18 protein-coding genes are annotated in these 17,816 nt (G+C 70.7%); 9 read left to right on the top strand and 9 right to left on the bottom strand.

What is annotated here, in order from left to right; genetic code table 11:
- Positions 1-4 precede the first annotated feature (4 nt).
- Positions 5-949 (bottom strand): adenosine deaminase, encoded by a 945-nt coding sequence (gene add, locus ACIBO2_RS33470; protein WP_358543353.1) that lies wholly within the window; start codon positions 947-949, stop codon positions 5-7.
- Positions 946-1,920: a nucleoside hydrolase gene (locus ACIBO2_RS33465; protein WP_358543355.1), complete on the bottom strand. Its 975-nt coding sequence runs from the start codon at positions 1,918-1,920 to the stop codon at positions 946-948. The genes add and ACIBO2_RS33465 overlap by 4 nt, the downstream gene beginning before the upstream one ends.
- Positions 1,921-1,989: 69 nt before the next feature.
- On the opposite strand from ACIBO2_RS33465, the gene ACIBO2_RS33460 reads away from it, so the two are divergent.
- The 6 genes from ACIBO2_RS33460 to ACIBO2_RS33435 all read left to right on the top strand — a co-directional run bounded on the left by ACIBO2_RS33460 (position 1,990) and on the right by ACIBO2_RS33435 (position 7,073).
- Complete coding sequence (locus ACIBO2_RS33460; RefSeq protein WP_358543358.1) at positions 1,990-2,985, top strand: LacI family DNA-binding transcriptional regulator; 996 nt, start codon at positions 1,990-1,992, stop codon at positions 2,983-2,985.
- A gap of 40 nt (positions 2,986-3,025) precedes the next feature.
- The gene (locus ACIBO2_RS33455; RefSeq protein WP_358543360.1) at positions 3,026-3,454 is read left to right on the top strand and encodes an MmcQ/YjbR family DNA-binding protein; all 429 of its coding nucleotides are present in this window, start codon (positions 3,026-3,028) and stop codon (positions 3,452-3,454) included.
- Positions 3,455-3,602: 148 nt separating this feature from the next.
- Positions 3,603-4,421, top strand: coding sequence for an NAD(P)H-binding protein (locus ACIBO2_RS33450; protein WP_358543362.1), 819 nt, complete (start codon positions 3,603-3,605; stop codon positions 4,419-4,421).
- 185 nt (positions 4,422-4,606) lie between these two features.
- A complete protein-coding gene (locus ACIBO2_RS33445) occupies positions 4,607-5,044 on the top strand; it encodes a hypothetical protein (protein ID WP_397302047.1) in 438 nt (145 codons plus the stop codon).
- Positions 5,041-6,264 (top strand): divalent metal cation transporter, encoded by a 1,224-nt coding sequence (locus tag ACIBO2_RS33440; protein WP_358543370.1) that lies wholly within the window; start codon positions 5,041-5,043, stop codon positions 6,262-6,264. Before ACIBO2_RS33445 ends, ACIBO2_RS33440 begins: the two co-directional genes overlap by 4 nt.
- Positions 6,261-7,073: a hypothetical protein gene (locus tag ACIBO2_RS33435; protein ID WP_397302044.1), complete on the top strand. Its 813-nt coding sequence runs from the start codon at positions 6,261-6,263 to the stop codon at positions 7,071-7,073. The genes ACIBO2_RS33440 and ACIBO2_RS33435 overlap by 4 nt, the downstream gene beginning before the upstream one ends.
- Before the next feature lie 52 nt (positions 7,074-7,125).
- Here the strand turns inward: ACIBO2_RS33435 and ACIBO2_RS33430 are convergent, their stop codons facing one another.
- The gene (locus ACIBO2_RS33430) at positions 7,126-7,719 is read right to left on the bottom strand and encodes a helix-turn-helix domain-containing protein (protein ID WP_358543373.1); all 594 of its coding nucleotides are present in this window, start codon (positions 7,717-7,719) and stop codon (positions 7,126-7,128) included.
- A 229-nt stretch (positions 7,720-7,948) separates the two neighbouring features.
- Here ACIBO2_RS33430 and ACIBO2_RS33425 point away from each other — a divergent pair, with 229 nt between their 5' ends.
- Together ACIBO2_RS33425 and ACIBO2_RS33420 are read left to right on the top strand one after the other, a co-directional pair.
- Entirely contained in the window at positions 7,949-8,824 is an 876-nt protein-coding gene (locus ACIBO2_RS33425) for an LLM class flavin-dependent oxidoreductase (RefSeq protein WP_397302041.1), read from the top strand.
- A gap of 15 nt (positions 8,825-8,839) precedes the next feature.
- Positions 8,840-9,799, top strand: a complete 960-nt coding sequence (locus tag ACIBO2_RS33420) for an alpha/beta hydrolase family protein (RefSeq protein ID WP_397302038.1) — start codon at positions 8,840-8,842, stop codon at positions 9,797-9,799.
- Between the two features lie 17 nt (positions 9,800-9,816).
- On the opposite strand, the gene ACIBO2_RS33415 is transcribed toward ACIBO2_RS33420, so the two are convergent.
- The 5 genes from ACIBO2_RS33415 to ACIBO2_RS33395 all read right to left on the bottom strand — a co-directional run bounded on the left by ACIBO2_RS33415 (position 9,817) and on the right by ACIBO2_RS33395 (position 15,832).
- On the bottom strand, positions 9,817-11,613 hold the full coding sequence (locus tag ACIBO2_RS33415; RefSeq protein ID WP_358543378.1) for an ABC transporter ATP-binding protein: 1,797 nt from the start codon (positions 11,611-11,613) through the stop codon (positions 9,817-9,819).
- The gene (locus ACIBO2_RS33410; RefSeq protein ID WP_358543380.1) at positions 11,610-12,098 is read right to left on the bottom strand and encodes a hypothetical protein; all 489 of its coding nucleotides are present in this window, start codon (positions 12,096-12,098) and stop codon (positions 11,610-11,612) included. The genes ACIBO2_RS33415 and ACIBO2_RS33410 overlap by 4 nt, the downstream gene beginning before the upstream one ends.
- 75 nt (positions 12,099-12,173) lie before the next feature.
- Entirely contained in the window at positions 12,174-12,368 is a 195-nt protein-coding gene (locus tag ACIBO2_RS33405) for a hypothetical protein (protein WP_357960560.1), read from the bottom strand.
- 74 nt (positions 12,369-12,442) lie between these two features.
- On the bottom strand, positions 12,443-15,382 hold the full coding sequence (locus tag ACIBO2_RS33400) for a BTAD domain-containing putative transcriptional regulator (protein WP_397302034.1): 2,940 nt from the start codon (positions 15,380-15,382) through the stop codon (positions 12,443-12,445).
- A 12-nt stretch (positions 15,383-15,394) separates the two neighbouring features.
- The gene (locus ACIBO2_RS33395; protein WP_397302031.1) at positions 15,395-15,832 is read right to left on the bottom strand and encodes a S26 family signal peptidase; all 438 of its coding nucleotides are present in this window, start codon (positions 15,830-15,832) and stop codon (positions 15,395-15,397) included.
- 211 nt (positions 15,833-16,043) lie between these two features.
- Between ACIBO2_RS33395 and ACIBO2_RS33390 the strand changes: the two genes are divergently transcribed.
- On the top strand, positions 16,044-16,889 hold the full coding sequence (locus ACIBO2_RS33390) for a universal stress protein (protein ID WP_397302028.1): 846 nt from the start codon (positions 16,044-16,046) through the stop codon (positions 16,887-16,889).
- A 120-nt stretch (positions 16,890-17,009) separates the two neighbouring features.
- Here the strand turns inward: ACIBO2_RS33390 and ACIBO2_RS33385 are convergent, their stop codons facing one another.
- Positions 17,010-17,651, bottom strand: a complete 642-nt coding sequence (locus ACIBO2_RS33385) for a response regulator transcription factor (protein ID WP_358543387.1) — start codon at positions 17,649-17,651, stop codon at positions 17,010-17,012.
- Positions 17,652-17,816 lie beyond the last annotated feature (165 nt).

Below are 17,816 nucleotides of genomic sequence, written 5' to 3'. Positions count from 1 at the left end.
TCGATCACGGGGCGAAGGCCGCGGCGGCCGCGTGATCCTGCGCGAGCCGCTCCTGCTCAGCCGTCCACCCGGCCGCCGCGCGCAGCCGGTCGAACTCCTGGGACAGGGTGGTCCCCGAGGTGGTGCGCGCGTCGGTGCTGATGGTGACGGCCAGCCCGTCGGCCAGGAGCCGGGCCGCGGGATGCGCTTGGAGGCTGGAGACCGCGCCGGTCAGTACATTGCTCGTCGGGCACATCTCCAAGGCGATGCCGTCGCGCCGCAGCCGCTCGAGGAGCGCGTGCTCGCCGGCGCACCTGACGCCGTGGCCGATCCGGCGCGCGCCGAGCACGTCGATCGCCTCCCACATGCTGTCGGCGCCCGCCGCCTCACCGGCATGGACCGTACACGGGAGTCCGGCCGCGTGGGCGAGATCGAAGGCGGCCCGGTGCGGGGTGGCGGGGTAGAGCCGCTCATCGCCCGCGAGGTCGAGCCCGGCCACGTGGTCGCGATGCCGCAGCGCCGTCTCGGCGACGGCGAGGCTCTCCTCGGGTGTCTGGTGTCGCAGGCAGCACAACAGCAGCCCGGTGCGTACGCCGGTGGCCTGCCGCCCCGCCGCCAGCCCCTCGGAGACCGCTTGGACCGCCTCGTCCTGGGTCATGCCGCGATGGCCGTGCAACTGCGGGGCGAAGCGCGCCTCGCCATAGACCACGCCGTCGGCGCTCCAGTCTTCGACCAGCTCGCGGGCGGCCCGGTGGAGGGCGTCGGGGGTCTGGAGTACTCGCAGCGGCAGGTCGATGTAGGTGAGGAAGTGGCTCAGGCTGCCGCAGGAGGCGGGTGCCGTGACCAGCTGTTCGACGGGGGCGGTCAAGGCGATGCCCTGGTGGCGGGCCAGGTCGGCGACCGTGCCGGGGCGTACCGATCCGTCGAGATGACAGTGCAGTTCGTGACGCGGTACGGAAGCGGCGATCATTGGTGCTCTTTCAGGTCGTGTCGGCTTTGGTGGATTCCGGCGCAGGTGGTGAACAGCAGGTCCTTGAAGCCGACTTCATTGACCCGGCGGACCAGCGTCAGATTGGGCGGCGGGGCGGAGCGGCGGCGGTCGATGATCAACTGGCCGCGGGTCTCGTCGCCGAGGGCGATGTCCACATGGGCCCGCTCCCGTTGGGTGATCAAATCGGGCCGCAGTGCCACGGCCATGGCGACCGGGTCGGGGAGGTCATAGCCGGCCAGGCCGGTGACGTCGCGGGCCCAGTCGGCGAGAGTACGGTTCACGCGGTGGGCGAAGGTGGCCATCGGGGTGCCGAGCCGCTCCAGCCGGGACTGGTCCTCGGGCGTCATGACGGCGTCCCGGCGGGAGACGTCCCAGCCGATCCAGGTCACTTTGTCGGACGTGGCGCTCCGCAACACCACCCGGGCCGCCTCGGGGTCGGCCCAGGCGTTGAACTCGGCGGTGGCCGTGATGTTGCCGCTCAGGTCCGCGGCGCCGGCCATGCAGTACACATGCCGGTAGCGGGTCAGCAGATCGCGGTCGCGGACCAGCGCGGCCGCGAGATTGGTGAGCGGGCCGAGCGTGACCAGCGTCAACTCGCCCGGGTGATCGCGCGGGGAGGACAGCAGGACCTCGACGGCGTGCCGCTCCTCGGCCGGCCGCAGCGGGTCGGGTAAGCCGATGTCGCCCATCCCGTCCTGGCCGTGCACCTGCTGGGCGGTGGACAGCGGACGTGTCATCGGGCGTTCGCATCCCGGGTGGACGGGGATGTCGACGCGCCCGGCCACTTGCAGGGAAAAGAGCGCGTTGCGGGTCCCCGTCGCCAGGGGTACGTTCCCCGCCACCGTGGTCACGGCGCGAATGTCGCCCAGACCACTGGCGGCGGCCAGCAGCAGCGCAACCGCGTCGTCCGACCCGGTGTCGGTGTCGATGATCAAGGGAAGAGCCGGCACTGCTCACCTTTCATCTAATCGGTTAGACCACAGCCATCTAATCGATTAGATGGCAGAATGTAAACCGCTATGATGAAACGCGCAGACAAGCCCATCACGCTGGCCGATGTCGCCCGCCGAGCGGGGACCTCCACGGCGGTGGTCAGCTATGTGATCAACAACGGTCCGCGTCCCGTCGCCGCCGCGACGCGCGAACGCGTCCTGGCGGCCGCGGCCGAGCTGCGCTACCGGCCCAACCGCATCGCCAGGGCGCTGCGCTCGCGTACGACGGGCGTGGTCGGCCTGGTGCTGGCCGACGCGTCCAATCCCTACTTCGGCGCCCTGGCCAGACACATCGAGCAAGCGCTCGAGAAGCGCGACCGCCTCACGCTGGTCGGCAACGCCGGATACTCGGCGGATCGCCAGCGGCATCTCATCGAACGTTTCCTGGCCGCCCAGGTCGACGGGCTGGTGATCGTCGCCGCGGACGGCGGGGGAGATGTGGCGGCTCAGGCTGAGGCGGCAGGCGTACCGGCCGTGTACGTCCATCACGGGCACCCCGGCGGGCACGGACAGGTGGTGGCGGCCGACAACCAGGCCGCCGTGCGCGAAGCCGTCGCACACCTGCGCCGGCACGGGCACCGGAGCCCCGCCTTCCTGTCCGGCCCCACCGACGAAGGGCCCGTGGGAGTGCGCCGCGAGGCCTGGGCCACGGCCGTGTCCGGCGATCCGGACGCCGTGCTCCTGCGCTGCGACTACTCACGCGGCGCCGCGGACTCCTTGACCCGCCACCTCATCGCCGAAGGGGCCATGCCGCGCGCCTTGATCACCGCCACGGACGAGCACGCCATCGGGGTCCTGTCCGGGGCGTGGGCCCGCGGGCTCGCGGTCCCCGACCGGCTGGCGCTGATCAGCCTCGACGGTACGCCGGAGAGCGCCCACACCGCTCCGGCGCTGACCGTTACCGAGCAGCCGCTGCGGGTCATGGCGGAGCAGGCCGTCGAGCTGCTGTTCGGCGACATTTCCGAGGCGCTTGCCGCGTATGCCCCGTTGGTCGTCAGACGCAGCTGCGGCTGTGCGGCTTGATGATCTCGTCCAACACGCTGAAACCTCTTACGCTGGGCGTGTGCCCGACGATGATGGAACCCGGCCCGCCCGCGTCGAGGACGTGCACGAACTGGCTCTGGCCATGCCGCACGTCACCGTCGTACACGGGACCGGCGGCAATCCGGTCTACCAGGTGGGCGGCAAGTCGTTCATCTTCTTCCGCAATCCACGGCCGGATGCGGTCGACCCCGAAACCGGGGAACGCTATCCGGATGTGATCGTCTTCTGGGTCGAGTCCGAGGCGGACAAGCAGGCGCTGGTGCAGGACGAGGCGTCGCAGTTCTTCACCACCGCGCACTTCAACGGTCACCCGTCGGTACTCCTGCGGGCCGGCCGGATCGGTGAGCTCACCCGCGACGAGTTGGCCGAGGTGGTCCAGGACGCGTGGCTGTCGCGTGCGTCGGCGCGCAGAGCGGCAGCCTGGCTGAGCACACATCCTCCGGCGTGATCACACTTCGACCGGGGGAAGCTCGCTCACGGGTCCGGGCGCCCACCTCTCGAAGGTTCATTCAATTAATTGATTGAGTAGTATGTGCGGCATGTCATGTCGCCAAGGGAACGGCATGCTCACCGAGGATCAGGGGAGGCCCCACACAATGGTCACGGTTGTTTTCGGCGCCCGGGGGAGTGTCGGCCGCCATGTCGCCGCAGGTCTGACCGCTTTGGGCAGGCCGGTCCGGCTGACGAGCAGGACGCCGGACAGCTCCCACATAGCGGCGGATCTGGACGCGCCGGAAACGTTGCCCGCCGCGCTGGAAGGCGCCTCGCACGTCTTCCTCTATGCCAAGCCCGCGGGCATCGCCGGTTTCGTGACGGCTGCCCTTACTGCGGGGGTGCGGCACGTGGTGTTGCTCTCGTCCGGGGCGGTCGTGCAGCCCGGCGCCGACCGTAATCCGATCGCGCGGGACCATCGCATCGTGGAGTCGGCCCTGGAGGAGTCCGGGTTGTCTTGGACCTTCCTGCGGCCGGGGATGTTCGCGACCAACGCCCGATGGTGGTGGACGCGGGCGATCAAGGGCGGGGAGGCGGTGCGACTGCCGTACCCGGAGGCGATGACGGCTCCCGTCAGCGAGCGGGACATGGCCGCGCTCGCGGTGACGGCGCTGACCGAGCACGGGCACGGGCGGCAGGCGTACACGTTGTACGGGCCGCAGGCGCTCACCCTGCGCGAGCAGGTCGGGCACATCGGCGCGGCCATCGGCAGGGAGATCCCGATCGAGGCGATCACACCCGAACAGGCGCGGGCCGACCTGGGCAGGACGATGCCCGCGATGGGCGTGGAGGCGATCATGGGCGCGTGGGCAGCCGGCGCCGAGACCGTCCCGGAGACCTCCGTCATCGTCGAGAAACTCACCGGACACCCTGCCCAGACCTTCGCGGAATGGGCACGGGACCACGCCGCCGACTTCCGCTGACCACCTCCAGGCCGGTCCTGCTCTGACAGGTCTCGCAGGCCCTTCGCCGTCGCAAGGTGCATGATCGTTCGGCGGCTGGGCAGGTGCACCCTCGTGCAAGATGAGGGATTGGTGTTGCTCGCGGCCTGGGGGCAATTCCTGGTGCTGCTGGTGCTGCTGGGGTACTTCCTGCTGCGGCGCCGTACATGAGGGCCTCGAAGCATGTCGCGCTGACCCTGGCCGTGCTGCTGCTGAGCGGGTGTGCGAGCCCTGCCTGGGATGACCACGACTACGGGCTGAAGGCCGCCCAGTCGGCGCAGTCGGCCGCCTCAAGCCTGGAGATCGTACGGCTGGCCGTACGCCACGAGGACCGCCTGACCACGCCCTACCTCAAGACGCTGTTCACCGAGACGGTCAAGGATCTGGGCAGCGTCAACAGCCAGTTCGGCGGGGTGCAGCCGCCGTCCCCCGCCGCCGACGAGGTGCGCGGGCGGCTGCTCGACCTCACCGGCGAGGCCGAGGACCAGGTGGCGTCGCTGCTCATCCAGGTCAGGCGGGACGGGATCAAGGATTCGGCCGCAGCCGCAAAGGACCTTGAAGGGGTCGCCACGAAGCTGCGGGCCTTCGAGGAGGCACATCGGTGAAGAAGCTCTTCGCGGTGACGCTGGGCATCCTCACCGCCTTCGGAGGGTTCGTCGACATCGGCGACCTGGTCGCGAACTCACTGGTCGGCGCCAGGTTCGGGATGTCGCTCGCCTGGGTGGTCGTGGTCGGCGTCATCGGGATCTGCCTGTTCGCCGAGATGTCGGGCCGGATCGCGGCCGTCTCGGGGCGGCCGGTGTTCGACCTGGTCAGGGAGCGGATGGGGCCACGGGCCGGCCTGGTCAACCTGGGGGCGTCGTTCTTCATCAACGTCCTCACCCTGGCCGCCGAGATCGGTGGCGCGTCACTGGCCCTGGAGCTGGCCACCGGGATCAACTACCTGCTGTGGGTGCCGGGCGTCGCGCTGGTGGCGTGGCTGGTGATGTGGCGTGTCAAGTTCGAGACGATGGAGCGGATCTTCGGGCTGGCCGGGCTGGCGCTGGTGGCGTTCGCGGTGGCGCTGTGGCAGCTCGGGCCCGACTGGCACGAGCTGGGCCGCCAGCTCACCCAGCCGCCGGCCGACGAGGGCGCGCCGACGTACTGGTACTACGCGATCGCCCTGCTCGGCGGCGCCATGACGCCGTATGAGGTGTTCTTCTTCTCCTCCGGCGGGGTCGAGGAGAAGTGGACCCGCAAGGACCTGATCACCTCACGGGCCAATGTGTTCGTCGGCTTCCCGCTGGGCGGATTCCTGTCGCTGGCCATCGCGGGCTGCGCGGCGGTGGTGTTCTTCCCGGTGAAGGCGGAGGTCGACACACTCGGCCAGATGCTGCTGCCCGCCGGGATCGGACTGGGGCAGCTCGGCCTGGCGGCGGTGATCTTCGGGGTGTTCGCGGCGACGTTCGGCGCGACTCTGGAGACCGCGCTGTCGTCGGGCTACACCATCAGCCAGTACTTCGGCTGGCAGTGGGGCAAGCTGGTCCGCCCCCGCGACGCCGCGCGCTTCCACTCCGTGGTGCTGGCGGTGGTCGTCATCGCGATCGCGCTGATCCTGACGACCATCGATCCGATCATGGTCACCGAGTACTCGCTGGTCTTCTCGGCGGCGGCGCTTCCCCTGACGTACCTGCCAGTGCTCATGATCGCCAACGATCCCGACTACATGGGCGACCAGGTCAACGGCCGGTTCGGCAACGCACTCGGGACCGCGTACATGATCCTTCTGCTCGTGGTGGCCGTGGCGGCCGTCCCGCTGATGATCGCGACGAAGGCGGGGCAATGAGGGCTAGGGAACTGCACGCGAACCTGCACCTGCTCGACCGGCAGGTGATCAGCGCCGACGACGGGCACCCGGTGTGCAAGATCGACGACCTGGAGCTGACCTTCGACGAGGAGGGGCGCCCCTACATCGTGTCGATCCTGACCGGCCCGCTCGCGCTGGGCCCGCGCCTCGGCGGCCTCGTCGGCCGCCTGATGGTGGCGGTCACCGAGCTGTTCCGCCCCGAAGAGGATCCCGGTCCGCAGCGCCTCCCCATGCGCCTGGTATCCGACATCGACAGCGCCGTCACGGTGGGGGGTACGCCTCAGGAGGCGGCTCTCGAACACTGGGCCCGGGTCAACCTCATCGCCCCGCTGCCGGGCAGCGGCGCCGAGCCGGTCGCCCGCGACCGGCACCCGGCCAGGATCGGCGAGGTCACGGGCGAGCTGCGGATGAGCACCCTGCTCGGCCGCCGCGTCCTCGATGCCGACGGCAGGCCGGTCGGGCAGGTGGCCGATGTACGGCTCCGCCAGGACGGGCCGATGCTCGGCGACGTACAGCACGCTTTTCGCGTCGCCGGCCTCATCGTGGTCCCTCGTCACACCGGCCGGTTGTTCGGCTACGAACGCGGGCCGCACGGACCTGGACCAGCCCTCGTCCGGGCCCTCGTCAGAGGACTGCACCGCGACAGCCGCTACGTCACCTGGGAGCAGGTGGACGACCTCGGCGAGGATGTGCGGCTCAACGCCGACACGGGCGCGCTCATGCCGCTCTCCGACCTCTATCGGCCAGTCTCAGCAGATGAGGGGCAGGAGAGCGGGCCGACAGCGTAACGGACCGCCGGTAACTTTGTAGAATACCGCCGGTATGAACACCCGCGCGTCGCTACCGCGGTAGGCGGAGTCCCGCGATGAGGAATTCGACCAGCCGCCGAGCGTCGTAGCGGGGATCGTTCTCCGCGCCGATGCAGAGGTTCCCGACGCCGCGCATGAGCTCCAGGGCGTCGACGTCGGCGCGGATCTCGCCGGCGGCGGCCGCGGCTTGGAGCAGGTGGCCGCACACGGGTACGAGCCGGTCGAGGAAGTAGGCGTGCAGCGCGTCGAAGCCGGCGTCGTCGGAGCGGAGTACGGCGGCGAGCCCGTGCTTGGTGACCAGGAAGTCGACGAACAGGTTGATCCATCGCCCCAGCGCGGCGTAAGGACTCGCGACGGCCGCCAGCAGGGCCGGCCCGGCCTCGGCGCAGGCCTCGACCTGGTGCCGGTAGACGGCGATGATGAGATCCGCCCGGGTCGGGAAGTGCCGGTAGATCGTGGCCACCCCGACTCCCGCCCTGGCCGCGATGTCGCGCACCGGCGCCTCGACGCCCGAGGTGACGAAGACGGCCGCGGCGGCGTCGAGCAGCGTCCTCTCGTTGCGCCGGGCATCGGCCCGCTTGCGGGGGCCCGCGCCTCCGTCGTCCACCGTTACCGTTCCCTCCATTGTCGGGTTGCGAACCGGAACCGTGTTCCTTATAGTAGTCGGAACGGGATTCCGTTTACTCATGATGCCAGAGCGCCGACCGGCGGCCAACCCGCGCCTCGTCATCGCGTCATGCCCATGCCTGGGATCGCAGTGGGATGCGAGTAAGTCGATGCGATGGGCGTCGGCAGAACATATCGGAAACCCGTTCCGTTTATAGCGCCCAGCGTCGAAAGGACCAAAGCCCTCAATGTCGCAAACCACCCGACCCCGCTTCGGGATCATGACCGCCCCGTCACAGGTCGACTACCACGACGTCCTGCGGGTCTGGCGCGAGGCGGACACGATCCCCGAGATCGAACACGCGTGGCTGTTCGATCATCTCCTGCCCATCTTCGGCGACCCGAACGGCACGATCTACGAGGGCTGGACGTTGCTCTCGGCCCTCGCCGCCCAGACCCGGCGGCTGCGGCTCGGCGTGCTGGTGACCAGCAACCGCATCCGGCCTCCCGCGATCCTTGCCAAGATCTCCACGACCGTCGACATCGTCTCCGGCGGACGGCTCGACTTCGGCATCGGCGTCGGCTCACGACCCAGCGTGCCCTGGGCCCGGCGCGAGTACGAAGCACACGGCCTGCCCTTCCACGACACCGCCCACGCCGTGGGCAGCCTCGCCGAAGCGTGCACGGTGATCAGGCGATTGTGGACCGAGACCGAACCGTTCGACTTCCACGGCACGTACGTCCAGGTCACCAACGCTTTCGGCAACCCCAAGCCGGTCCAGCGCCCCCACCCGCCGATCCTCATCGGCGGACGCTCGTCCGCGACGCTGCGCGTGGTCGCCGAGCACGCCGACCTGTGGAACATCCCCGGCGGCGACATCGACGACGTCATCAGCCGCAGCGCGCTGCTGGACCGCTACTGCGCCGAGATCGGCCGTGACCCCGCCTCGATCACCCGCTCGATCCACCTGCCCGTCTCCTACGACCAGCCCGGCAGCACCCGGGACGCGATTGGCGAAGCGCTCGACGCCGGTTTCCGGCACATCGTCCTCGGGTTGTCGGCGCCCTATCCCGCCGACGTCGCACGCTGGGTCGCCGACCAGTTCATCACCAAAGACCACTGAAGGAGCATCCCAATCATGATCGAAACAGACATGGCGGTCCCGGCCGCGGGCGACGGCGACGTGGCCGTCAGCGCACCCACCCCGGTCGTCTCGGTGAAGCCGGTGGTCCTGTCGGCCCCGGGCCGTGGTGAGGACCTGCGGGTGCGCGTGTCCGCGCCCGCGGCCGGGCACGAACTGCCGGTCATCGTCTTCTCGCACGGCTTCGGCTGGTCGTCGGACGGCTATGCCCCGCTGGCCGACTTCTGGGCCGCTCACGGCTTCGTGGTGATTCAACCCACCCATCTCGACTCGCGGACGCTGAGCCTGCCGCCAGAAGATCCCCGTACCCCACTGATCTGGCGTTACCGGGTCGAGGACATGAAGCGCGTCCTCGACCAGCTCGATCTCCTCGAAGCCGCCGTACCCGGCCTCGGCGGGCGCCTCGACCACGGCCGCGTCGCCGCGGCCGGGCACTCCTGGGGCGGCCAGACGGCGAGCATGCTGCTGGGCGCGCGAGTCCTCGATCCCGAGGGCGAACCGGGACAGGACATGTCCGACCCCCGGATCAAGGCGGGGGTGCTGCTCGCCACGCCCGGCCGGGGCGGAGCCGAGCTGAGCCCGTTCGCGGCCGAGCACTTCCCCTTCATGAATCCGAGCTTCGCGGGCATGACCACGCCGGCCCTCGTGGTCGCGGGGGACCGAGACCAGTCCCACCTGACCGCCCGAGGGCCGGAGTGGTTCACCGACCCCTACTTCTTGAGTCCGGGCGGCAAGAGCCTGCTCACGCTGTTCGGGGCCGAGCACTCGCTCGGCGGAGTCTCCGGCTACGAAGTCGCGGAGACGACGGACGAACACCCCGGACGTGTCGCCCTGATCCAGCGGCTCACCTGGGCCTACCTTCGCCATGTCTTCTACCCCGAAGACCCGAGCTGGCTCGCGGCGCGCTCCGCGCTGGCGGACGATCCCGAGCCGCTGGGACGGATCGAGAGCGACTGAAGCGGCCCGGGTGGGCGCTACGCCTCGACGCGGTAGCCGCTGGCCTGGGTTTCGAACAGCCGGGCGTAGCCGCTGTCCGCGGCCATGAGGTCGTCGTGGGTGCCCCGCTCGACGATGCGCCCGTCGCCGAGCACCACGATGAGGTCGGCGTCCCGCACGGCGCCGAGCCGGTGGGAGACGAGCAGGCTGGCACGGCCCGCCCGGTGTTCACGCAGCCGCCGGTGCACCTGGTATTCGGCCTCCGCGTCGAGTCCCGAGCTGGGTTCGTCGAGGATGAGCAGGTCGCGCTGTTCGCGGACGAGCGCGCGGGCCAGGGCCAGCCGTTGCCACTGGCCTCCGGACAGCACCACTCCGGCCTCGTCCTCCGGGCCGAAGAAGATCCGGCTCAGCATCGTGTCGTACCCGTGCGGCAGGGCCCGTACGGTCTGGTCGGCTCCGGACATCTCGGCGGCGGCCTGGATCCTGCTCCGGTCGGACATCGCCTCGATCTCGCCGACGCCGATGTTCTCCGCCGCGGTGAGGTCGTAGCTCATGTAGTCCTGGAAGAGCACGCCCATCCGGGCGCGGAGGTCGGCCGGCGGTACGTCGCGAATGTCCACGCCATCCCAGAAGATCGCCCCCCGGGAGGGGTCGTAGAAGCGGCACAGCAGTTTGATCAGCGTGCTCTTACCGGCTCCGTTGAGTCCGATCAACGCGACCGACGCGCCGTGAGGGATGGTCAGGTCGACGCCGCGCAGCACCCAGGGGTGGCCCTCGGCGTACCGGAACCACACGTCGCGCAGTTCGATGCCGCGCCGCAGGGCCGGCAGCGCGGCCGGGCGGTGCGGCGGTGGGAGGTCGTCGGAGAGTGACATCACCCGCTCGTGGTGGTCGAACAGGAGCAGTGAGTGGCCGGCGTTGGCCGCGTTCTCCACGGTCGCGATGAGGGCGGCCTGGGTGCCGGCCACCGCCCCGGCGAAGGCCGTGACGTCGCCCAGGGTCAGCCGCCCGGACAGGGCCGAATACACCGCCCAGACCAAGCCGATGCCGCTGACCAGGGCGGACAGGGTCGCCAGTGACGACTGCGTGAGCGCTTCGCGCCGGTCGAGGCGCCGCTCGGCCGTCTGCATCGTGGTGAGCTCGCCGATGACCCGGCGCCTGAGGAAGTCGCCGAGCCCGAAGAGCCGTACCTCCTTGGCGGCCTCCACGTCGGTGAGCAAGGAGGAGTAGAAGATCTGCCGCCGGGCCGCCGCCGACTGCCCGGCGAGCATCCTGGTCCGCCGCTTCTCCAGGGACATCCTGGCGGCGAGGGTGGGCAGCGCCGCGACCGCCACCAGCCCGGCCATCAGCGGGCTCAGCACGGCCAGAGCGCCGAGGAGCCCGGCCAGGGCGATGACGTTGCGACAGAGATCGAACAGGCCCGAGGTGATCGGCCCCATCGCGCCGCCCGTGGCCTGCGTGGCCATCCGCAACTCGTCGAGGAAAGCGGGGTCCTCGAAGCGTGACAGCCCTTGGAACTCGTTCACCCTCGTGTACAGGCGGTCCTGCAGCAACAGGTCGAGCCGGCGGTCCGACTCGCCCCGCAGGTACCCCGTGACGTGCGGCAGCACCCCGGAGGCCAATCCCAGCGCGACGAGCCCGGCGACCGGGCCCAGCGCCCGTTCCGCGAGGCCCGTCGCCAGCCCGTCGATGAGCAGCTTCGTCGCCCACAAGGCGCCCGTGGGCAGCAGCCCGGCCACGACGGTGACGACCAGCTGGGACACCGCCAGCACAGGTCCCGCCCGCCAGCACAGCAACCCCAGGGTGGCGGCCCGCCGCAGCCGGTCCGGCATCATCCGGCGGTGGCCATGGCGGCGAGTTCCGTGTCGGCGGCCAGCACTCTGCCCTCCTGGTCGGCCCGGAGGAAGGTGGGGAAGGCCTCCACGCCGAGGGCGTGCGCGAGACTGCCGGCCTCATCGCCCGTGATCACGCTCGACACGCCGCCGACCACGGTGACGAGATCGGCCACCTTCGCGCCGTCGCCGGTGATGACCGCCAGGGCGGGCTCCTTGCCCGCCTCCTCGGCGAACTGCGGTGCGCGCTCGTGACAGGTGCTACAGCCGACGTCGAAGAAGCCGACGAGCCGCGCGCCCGCCGCCGCCTCGGGCAGCGTGCGACCGACCAGGACGCCCGGATCGTACGGCATGAGCATCGCGTGTCCGGCCAGGCGCTCCAGCTCAGCGGTGTGCTCGCGGAGCCGGCGGAGCACTCCCAGGTTGAGCACCAGGTTGAACAGGCACAGGAGGGCGAGGAACACGACAGCGGCAACCAGGAAAGCCATCAGGAAACAACCTCACTTCGAGCGAGCCGGGGTCTGGCGGCGGGTGGCCGCCGCCGCCAGACCTGCGTGTCCTACTTAGCCGCCGCAGACTCTGAACGCGTAGCAGGCGCCGCATCGGGTCGTGCCGCCGGCGGTGGTGCAGATCTTGCGGAAGTCGGAGCGCTCCCGGCAGTAGCAGTGGACGTACCACTCGGCGGCCGCCTTCGCGGACGCCTTGGGCACCAGCTTGCCGAGAATCCGGTCGCCGAGCCGGCCAAGAACAGCAGTCATGGACTCGTTCCTTTCGTAGCGATGCGGTTAGCCGAAACCTATTCGGGCGGCATACAGCACCCCATACAGCCGCGCTACAACCGGGCGGTGAGCAGCCTTTCCAGCACCGGATCGCAGCGCGTCGCGGGATCGGCGAACAGTCCCGCGGCCTTGCCGGCGTCCGCCGCGGCCCCCGGGTCGCCGAGGGCCGCGCGTGCTCTGGCGAGCTGGCGGAGGCAGGCGGCGTGGCCGTACGCGTCGCCGATCTTGGTGGTCAGCTCAAGGACGCGGGTCAGGTCGGCCACCGCCGCGGCCGGATCGCCCTGCCGCAGCCGGATCTCGGACCTGCTGAGCAGTACCTCCCACTGGTCCTCCCGGTTGCCGGTCGCCTCGCAGCGGACCAGCGCCTCCGCCAGTACCGCCAGTGCCTTGTCCCGCTGGTCGAGCAGGCAGTGGGCGCGGCCGAGCGCGGCCAGGGTGATGCTCTCGCCGTACAGGTCGCGATCGGCCCGCCGGATGGCCAGGCACCGTTCGAAGCGGTCCACCGCCTCGGTGTGGCGGCCCAGCCGGAGCAGCACCTCGCCCAGGTTGTGCGAGACCAGTCCGACCCGGTTCGGCCGGTACGTCTCCAGCAGCAGCAGGCCCGCGCCGATGTGCTCGAAGGCCGCGTCGAGATCCCCGGTCTGCATGCACAGCCAGCCGAGATTGTGCAGCGCCAGCCCTTCCTCACCGCGCTCGCCCACGGCCCGCCAGAGGCCGAGCGCCCGGTGCAGGAGGGCGCGGGCCGCCTCGGGCCGGCCGGACTTCCACTCCAGCAGGCCCAGCGTCGCCAGCGTGGCCGCCTCCGCGACACGGTCGCCGTCACGCCGCGCGACCTCGATGGCGAGCCGCGCGATGGTCTCGAGCTCCCGCCAGTAGCCGCTCTTCATCGCGATGGCCTTGATCAGCGCCGTCAGCTCGATGACGAAGCCACCCCGCTCACCTTTCGCCGCCTGTACGGCCGCCGCCACCAGGAACGGTAGCTCCGTGTCCAGCCACCGTAGGGCCGCGGCGAGATCCGGCAGTCCCACATCGGAGGCGTTCCCGCCCCCGCCGGCCGGCACCAGGTGTGGTTGCAGCAGGGTCTGCAGCCGGCGGAGACGATCGAGGTACCACTCCAGAGCCCGTCCGACCGCCCGCGTACGCTCCCGTGGCGCGTCATGGGCGACGGCCAGCTCCGCGGCGAACAGCCGCAGCAGGTCATGCATGCGAAACCGGCCGTCGCAGACCGGCTCCAGCAGCCGGGCCTCGGTCAGCTCATCGAGCGCGGCCTCCGCCGTCGTCTGGTCGACGTCGGCCAGCGCGGCGGTGAGCTCGACGCCGGCCTCAGGCACCTCCAGCACGCCGAACGCCCGGAAGACCGCCTTCGCGGTGCTGGTCAGCGTCCCGTACCCGACCTCGAAGCAGGTACGCACCCGCAGGTCGGCGGCCTGGAGCTCGTCCAGCCGCCGTTGCTGGTCGCCCAGCCGCTCGCCGAAGCGGGCCAGCGACCAGTCGGGCCGGCCCGCCAGCCGGGCACCGGCGATGCGCAGGGCCAGCGGATGGAAGCCGCACCAGCGGGCGATCTCCGCGGCCGCTCGCGCCTCGGCGCTCACCCGCTCGGGACCGGCCAGCAACCTCAGCAGGCGCACCGACTCCACCTCGTCGAGCATGCCGACGGCGATTGGCACGGCGTCCATGGTGGTCAGCGCGGCGCGACTGGTGACCAGCGCCGCGCAGCCGCCGCCCGCCGGCAGCAACGGCGCCACCTGGGCGGCGCCGACGGCGTTGTCGAGGACGACCAGGACGCGGCGGTCGGCCAGCAGCGACTGGTAGTGGGTGGCCGCCTCCGCCGGTGCCGCCGGGACGTCGCAGGGCGGCACTCCGAGCGCGCGCAGGAAACGGCCGAGCACCTCGGCCGGCCGCAACGGGGGCAGGCCCGGCGTGGATCCCTGGAGATCCACGTAGAGCTGGCCGTCGGGATAGCGGTCGGCCACGCCGTGCGCCACCGTCAGGGCGAGCGCCGACTTGCCCGCCCCACCAGGCCCGTGCAACGCCACCACGGGCGGGCTCGCCGCGTCGGGACCGTGCGGCCTCTCCACGGGCGGGCCCGCGCCGGAACCGATCACGGCCGCGCCCGCCTCCCCGTACAGGACGCTGCGCAGGTGGGCCCGCTCGGCCGAGCGGCCCACGAACGCCAGCGGCGCCCGGGGAAGCAGACGTGGGCGCGGGCGTCCGTCCGCGACGGGCACGGCCGCGGTGTCTCGGTCGGCCGCCAGCAGGGCGGTGTCCCTGCGCAGGATCGCCTGCTGCAGCAAGCGCAGGTCCGGCCCGGGATCGATGCCCAGCTCGTCGGCCAGGACCCGGCGGGCGGCCCCGAACGCGTCCAGTGCGCCGACCACGTCGCCGCAGCGATAGAGGGCCGTCATGAGCTGACCGTGCAGCCGCTCGCGCAGCGGATACTGGCGGATCACCTCGCGCAACCGGGCGGCCGCGAGCTCGTTCCTGCCGAGGGCGAGCTGGATGTCGGCGTGTTCCTCCACCACGCCCAGGTAGTGGTTGGTGAGGCGGGCGACCACCTCGCGCAGCGTGGGCCCGAGCGGTACGTCCTCCGCCGCCGTCCCTTCCCACAGGGCCAGGGCCTGGGTGAATGCCTCCCCGGCGGCGCTCGTGTCGCGCTTGGCCAGCGCCTGGCGGCCGCGCGCGGACAGCGCCTCGAACTCCAGGAGGTCGAGCTCCTCCGGTCCGGCCCGCAGCAGGTAGCCGACGTCGGAGGTGACCAGCCGCTCCTCATCCGGCAGCAGCTTGCGCAACTGCATGAGGTACGTACGCAGGTTCGCCACCGCGGAGCGGGGCGGCCGCTCGTCCCACACCTCCGCCACCAACGACCTGATGGGTACGACGTGACCCGCCCGGGCCAGCAGCATGGCGAGAACGGTACGTTGCTTGGGCGCCGTGATCCTGACCGGCGATCCGTTGACCTGGATCCGCATCGGCCCGAGAAGTCGAAACCGCACGATGTACCCGCTTTACAGCGGTGGCCCGCCCAACCGGCGCAGCGCGACACCGAGCAGGCGGTCGGCGTCGAAGAACCCGCGCTGCCGGGAGTCGACGCTGTCGATGTTGTCACCCAGGACGACCAGCGCGCCGGCGGGCACCCGGGCCACGCCGTCCCCGATCCCCGGGGGAACGGGGTCACCGGGTAACGCGACGGCCCGCTTGATGTTCCAGTGCCGGCCGTCCCGTCCCGGCGGTCCGAGCCCCGCGGCGGTGCGCGGCGGTTCGAGCACGACCACGTCGCCCGTGGTGACCTGGTCGATCCGGCGCCTGCGTACCAGAACCAGATCTCCGTCGGAGAGCGTCGGGGCCATGCTCGTCCCCTCGACCGTGACCACCACGTAGCGCCTTCGCGCCCACAGGGCGCCCGCCACCGCCGCCAGTACGAACCCACCGATGATCATCTTCATGGCGCTCTTCCACCGTCGGCCCTGCGAGGAATGAGACTTCTTTTGCGAAACGATCTACGTTGGGACGTGGCCCTGTCAAGGCGGCGGATTCTGGTGATTGGTTCACTGCGGGACCAACGGCACTCGTATTCGGGACTTCAGCCCCCTGTGGTCGGCCGCCTGTTTCGCGAGGCTGGAGCTGAGGTGTTCCAGTTCGGGAAGGGGTTGTGTGATGACCAGACGGATCGTGGTCGGCGTGGACGGGTCCGAGCCGGCGACAGCGGCGGTGCGGTGGGCCGCCGCCGACGCTCGGCGCAGGGGACTGGCCCTGCGGATCGTGCATGTCTGCGAGCCGTGGCCGTACGGGCTCGCCGCGTTCAGCGCGGAGTACTGCGCGGGCACGCTGGATGCCGCCGCCGACCAGGCGCGTGAGCTGGCGGGCGGCGTGGAGGTGACGACGGAACTACACACCGGCAACCTGGTCGACGAGCTGATCGGCGAGTCGGCGTCGGCCGACAGCCTGGTGCTGGGCAGCAGAGGACTCGGCGGTTTCAGCGGCATGCTGCTCGGCTCGGTCGGCACCGCCGTCGCGGGGCACGCGTGGGGCCCGGTGGCGATCGTCCGCGGGCGCGGCCAGGAAGAGCACGGCCGGATCGTCGTCGGCTATGACGGGTCGGAGGACTCCGAATTCGCCATGCAGTACGCCATCGAGCAGGCCCGCGCCCGCCACGCGCGGCTGCACGTCCTGTACGCCTGGCAAATGCCGATCTTCTCCCCGTACGCGGCCGCCTACGACAGCCTGCTGGACAACGCCTTCCAGCACGAGGTCCATACGGCCGGCGAACGGGTGAGCCCCTGGCGCGAGAAGTACCCCGACATCGAGATCACCGACGAGCAACTGTGCGAGCACCCGGCCGGCGCCCTGATCAAGGCCTCGACCACGGCCGACCTGGTCGTCGTCGGGTCGCGTGGGCTGGGCGGATTCGCCTCGGCGGTGCTGGGCTCGGTCAGCCGCGCCGTGCTGCACCACGCTACGTGCCCGGTCGCGGTCGTCCGGCCGCACCCGGAGAGGTCATGAACGGCGACTCGCCGACCACGGGGGACGACGATGAGCGGAGCGATCGTGGTCGGCTTCGACGGCGCTGTGGTGGGCGCTCCGAGGATCACGACGTGACCGGCCATCCGAGGTCTCGGGCGGTCAGTCTCGCCGATTCGTCCGCAGTCGTGCCGAGAGCGCCGCCGCCTGCGTACGGCGCTGCAGGTCGAGCTTGGACAGCAGGTTGGACACGTAGTTCTTGACCGTCTTCTCGGCCAGGAACATCCGCTCGCCGATCTGCCGGTTGGTCAGCCCTTCGCCGATCAGGTCGAGGATGTTGCGTTCCTGATCGGACAGGGCCGCGAGCGGGTCCCTTCTGGCGGCCTGCTCCCGCAGTCGTTGAAGCATCGCCGCGGTGGTCTGCGGATCGAGCAGCGACTGCCCCGAGGCGACCGTGCGCACGGCGCCGACCAGGTCGGAGCCGTGGATCTGCTTGAGCACATAACCGGCGGCGCCCGCCATCACCGCCTCGAACAGCGCGTCGTCGTCGGCGTAGGAGGTCAGCATCAGGCACGCCAGCCCGGGCAGCCCGGACCGGGCCTCACGGCACACGTCCACGCCGTTACCGTCGGGCAGCCGGACGTCCAGCACCGCCACGTCCGGCTTGAGCGCCGGAATGCGGGCGATCGCCGACTCCGCGGTGCCGGCTTCGCCGATCACCTCTATGTCGTCCTCGGAGTCCAGCAGGGCGGCCACGCCCCTCCGTACCACCTCATGGTCGTCGACGAGGAACACACGAATCATGCTCCGACGCTAACCGGCCAGGTCAACCACGGAATAGAGGCCAAAGTCCCAAAAGCGAGTGAAGACCAAAGCACTCAATAGGCAGGACTTTCGCCCCTAGGAGGCATAGAGCTGCTGCTGTGGGATGCGAGGGGATGAGGCAGGGCAAAAGACCAGGTGGCAGCG

It is taken from the genome of Nonomuraea sp. NPDC050022, from assembly GCF_044460705.1.
Taxonomy (GTDB): domain Bacteria; phylum Actinomycetota; class Actinomycetes; order Streptosporangiales; family Streptosporangiaceae; genus Nonomuraea.
Note: the sequence above shows the minus strand (reverse complement) of the source record. Positions and strands in the feature narration are given on the sequence as shown.

Bases quoted from the DNA above. Each gene is read 5' to 3' on its own strand.
- ACIBO2_RS33425 (WP_397302041.1), top strand. From the start codon at position 7,949: ATGTCGCAAACCACCCGACCCCGCTTCGGGATCATGACCGCCCCGTCA.
- ACIBO2_RS33430 (WP_358543373.1), bottom strand. From the start codon at position 7,719: ATGGAGGGAACGGTAACGGTGGACGACGGAGGCGCGGGCCCCCGCAAG.
- ACIBO2_RS33410 (WP_358543380.1), bottom strand. From the start codon at position 12,098: ATGGCTTTCCTGGTTGCCGCTGTCGTGTTCCTCGCCCTCCTGTGCCTG.
- ACIBO2_RS33420 (WP_397302038.1), top strand. From the start codon at position 8,840: ATGATCGAAACAGACATGGCGGTCCCGGCCGCGGGCGACGGCGACGTG.
- ACIBO2_RS33415 (WP_358543378.1), bottom strand. From the start codon at position 11,613: ATGATGCCGGACCGGCTGCGGCGGGCCGCCACCCTGGGGTTGCTGTGC.
- ACIBO2_RS33450 (WP_358543362.1), top strand. From the start codon at position 3,603: ATGGTCACGGTTGTTTTCGGCGCCCGGGGGAGTGTCGGCCGCCATGTC.
- ACIBO2_RS33435 (WP_397302044.1), top strand. From the start codon at position 6,261: ATGAGGGCTAGGGAACTGCACGCGAACCTGCACCTGCTCGACCGGCAG.
- ACIBO2_RS33395 (WP_397302031.1), bottom strand. From the start codon at position 15,832: ATGAAGATGATCATCGGTGGGTTCGTACTGGCGGCGGTGGCGGGCGCC.
- ACIBO2_RS33460 (WP_358543358.1), top strand. From the start codon at position 1,990: ATGATGAAACGCGCAGACAAGCCCATCACGCTGGCCGATGTCGCCCGC.
- ACIBO2_RS33445 (WP_397302047.1), top strand. From the start codon at position 4,607: ATGAGGGCCTCGAAGCATGTCGCGCTGACCCTGGCCGTGCTGCTGCTG.
- ACIBO2_RS33390 (WP_397302028.1), top strand. From the start codon at position 16,044: ATGACCAGACGGATCGTGGTCGGCGTGGACGGGTCCGAGCCGGCGACA.
- ACIBO2_RS33385 (WP_358543387.1), bottom strand. From the start codon at position 17,651: ATGATTCGTGTGTTCCTCGTCGACGACCATGAGGTGGTACGGAGGGGC.
- add (WP_358543353.1), bottom strand. From the start codon at position 949: ATGATCGCCGCTTCCGTACCGCGTCACGAACTGCACTGTCATCTCGAC.
- ACIBO2_RS33405 (WP_357960560.1), bottom strand. From the start codon at position 12,368: ATGACTGCTGTTCTTGGCCGGCTCGGCGACCGGATTCTCGGCAAGCTG.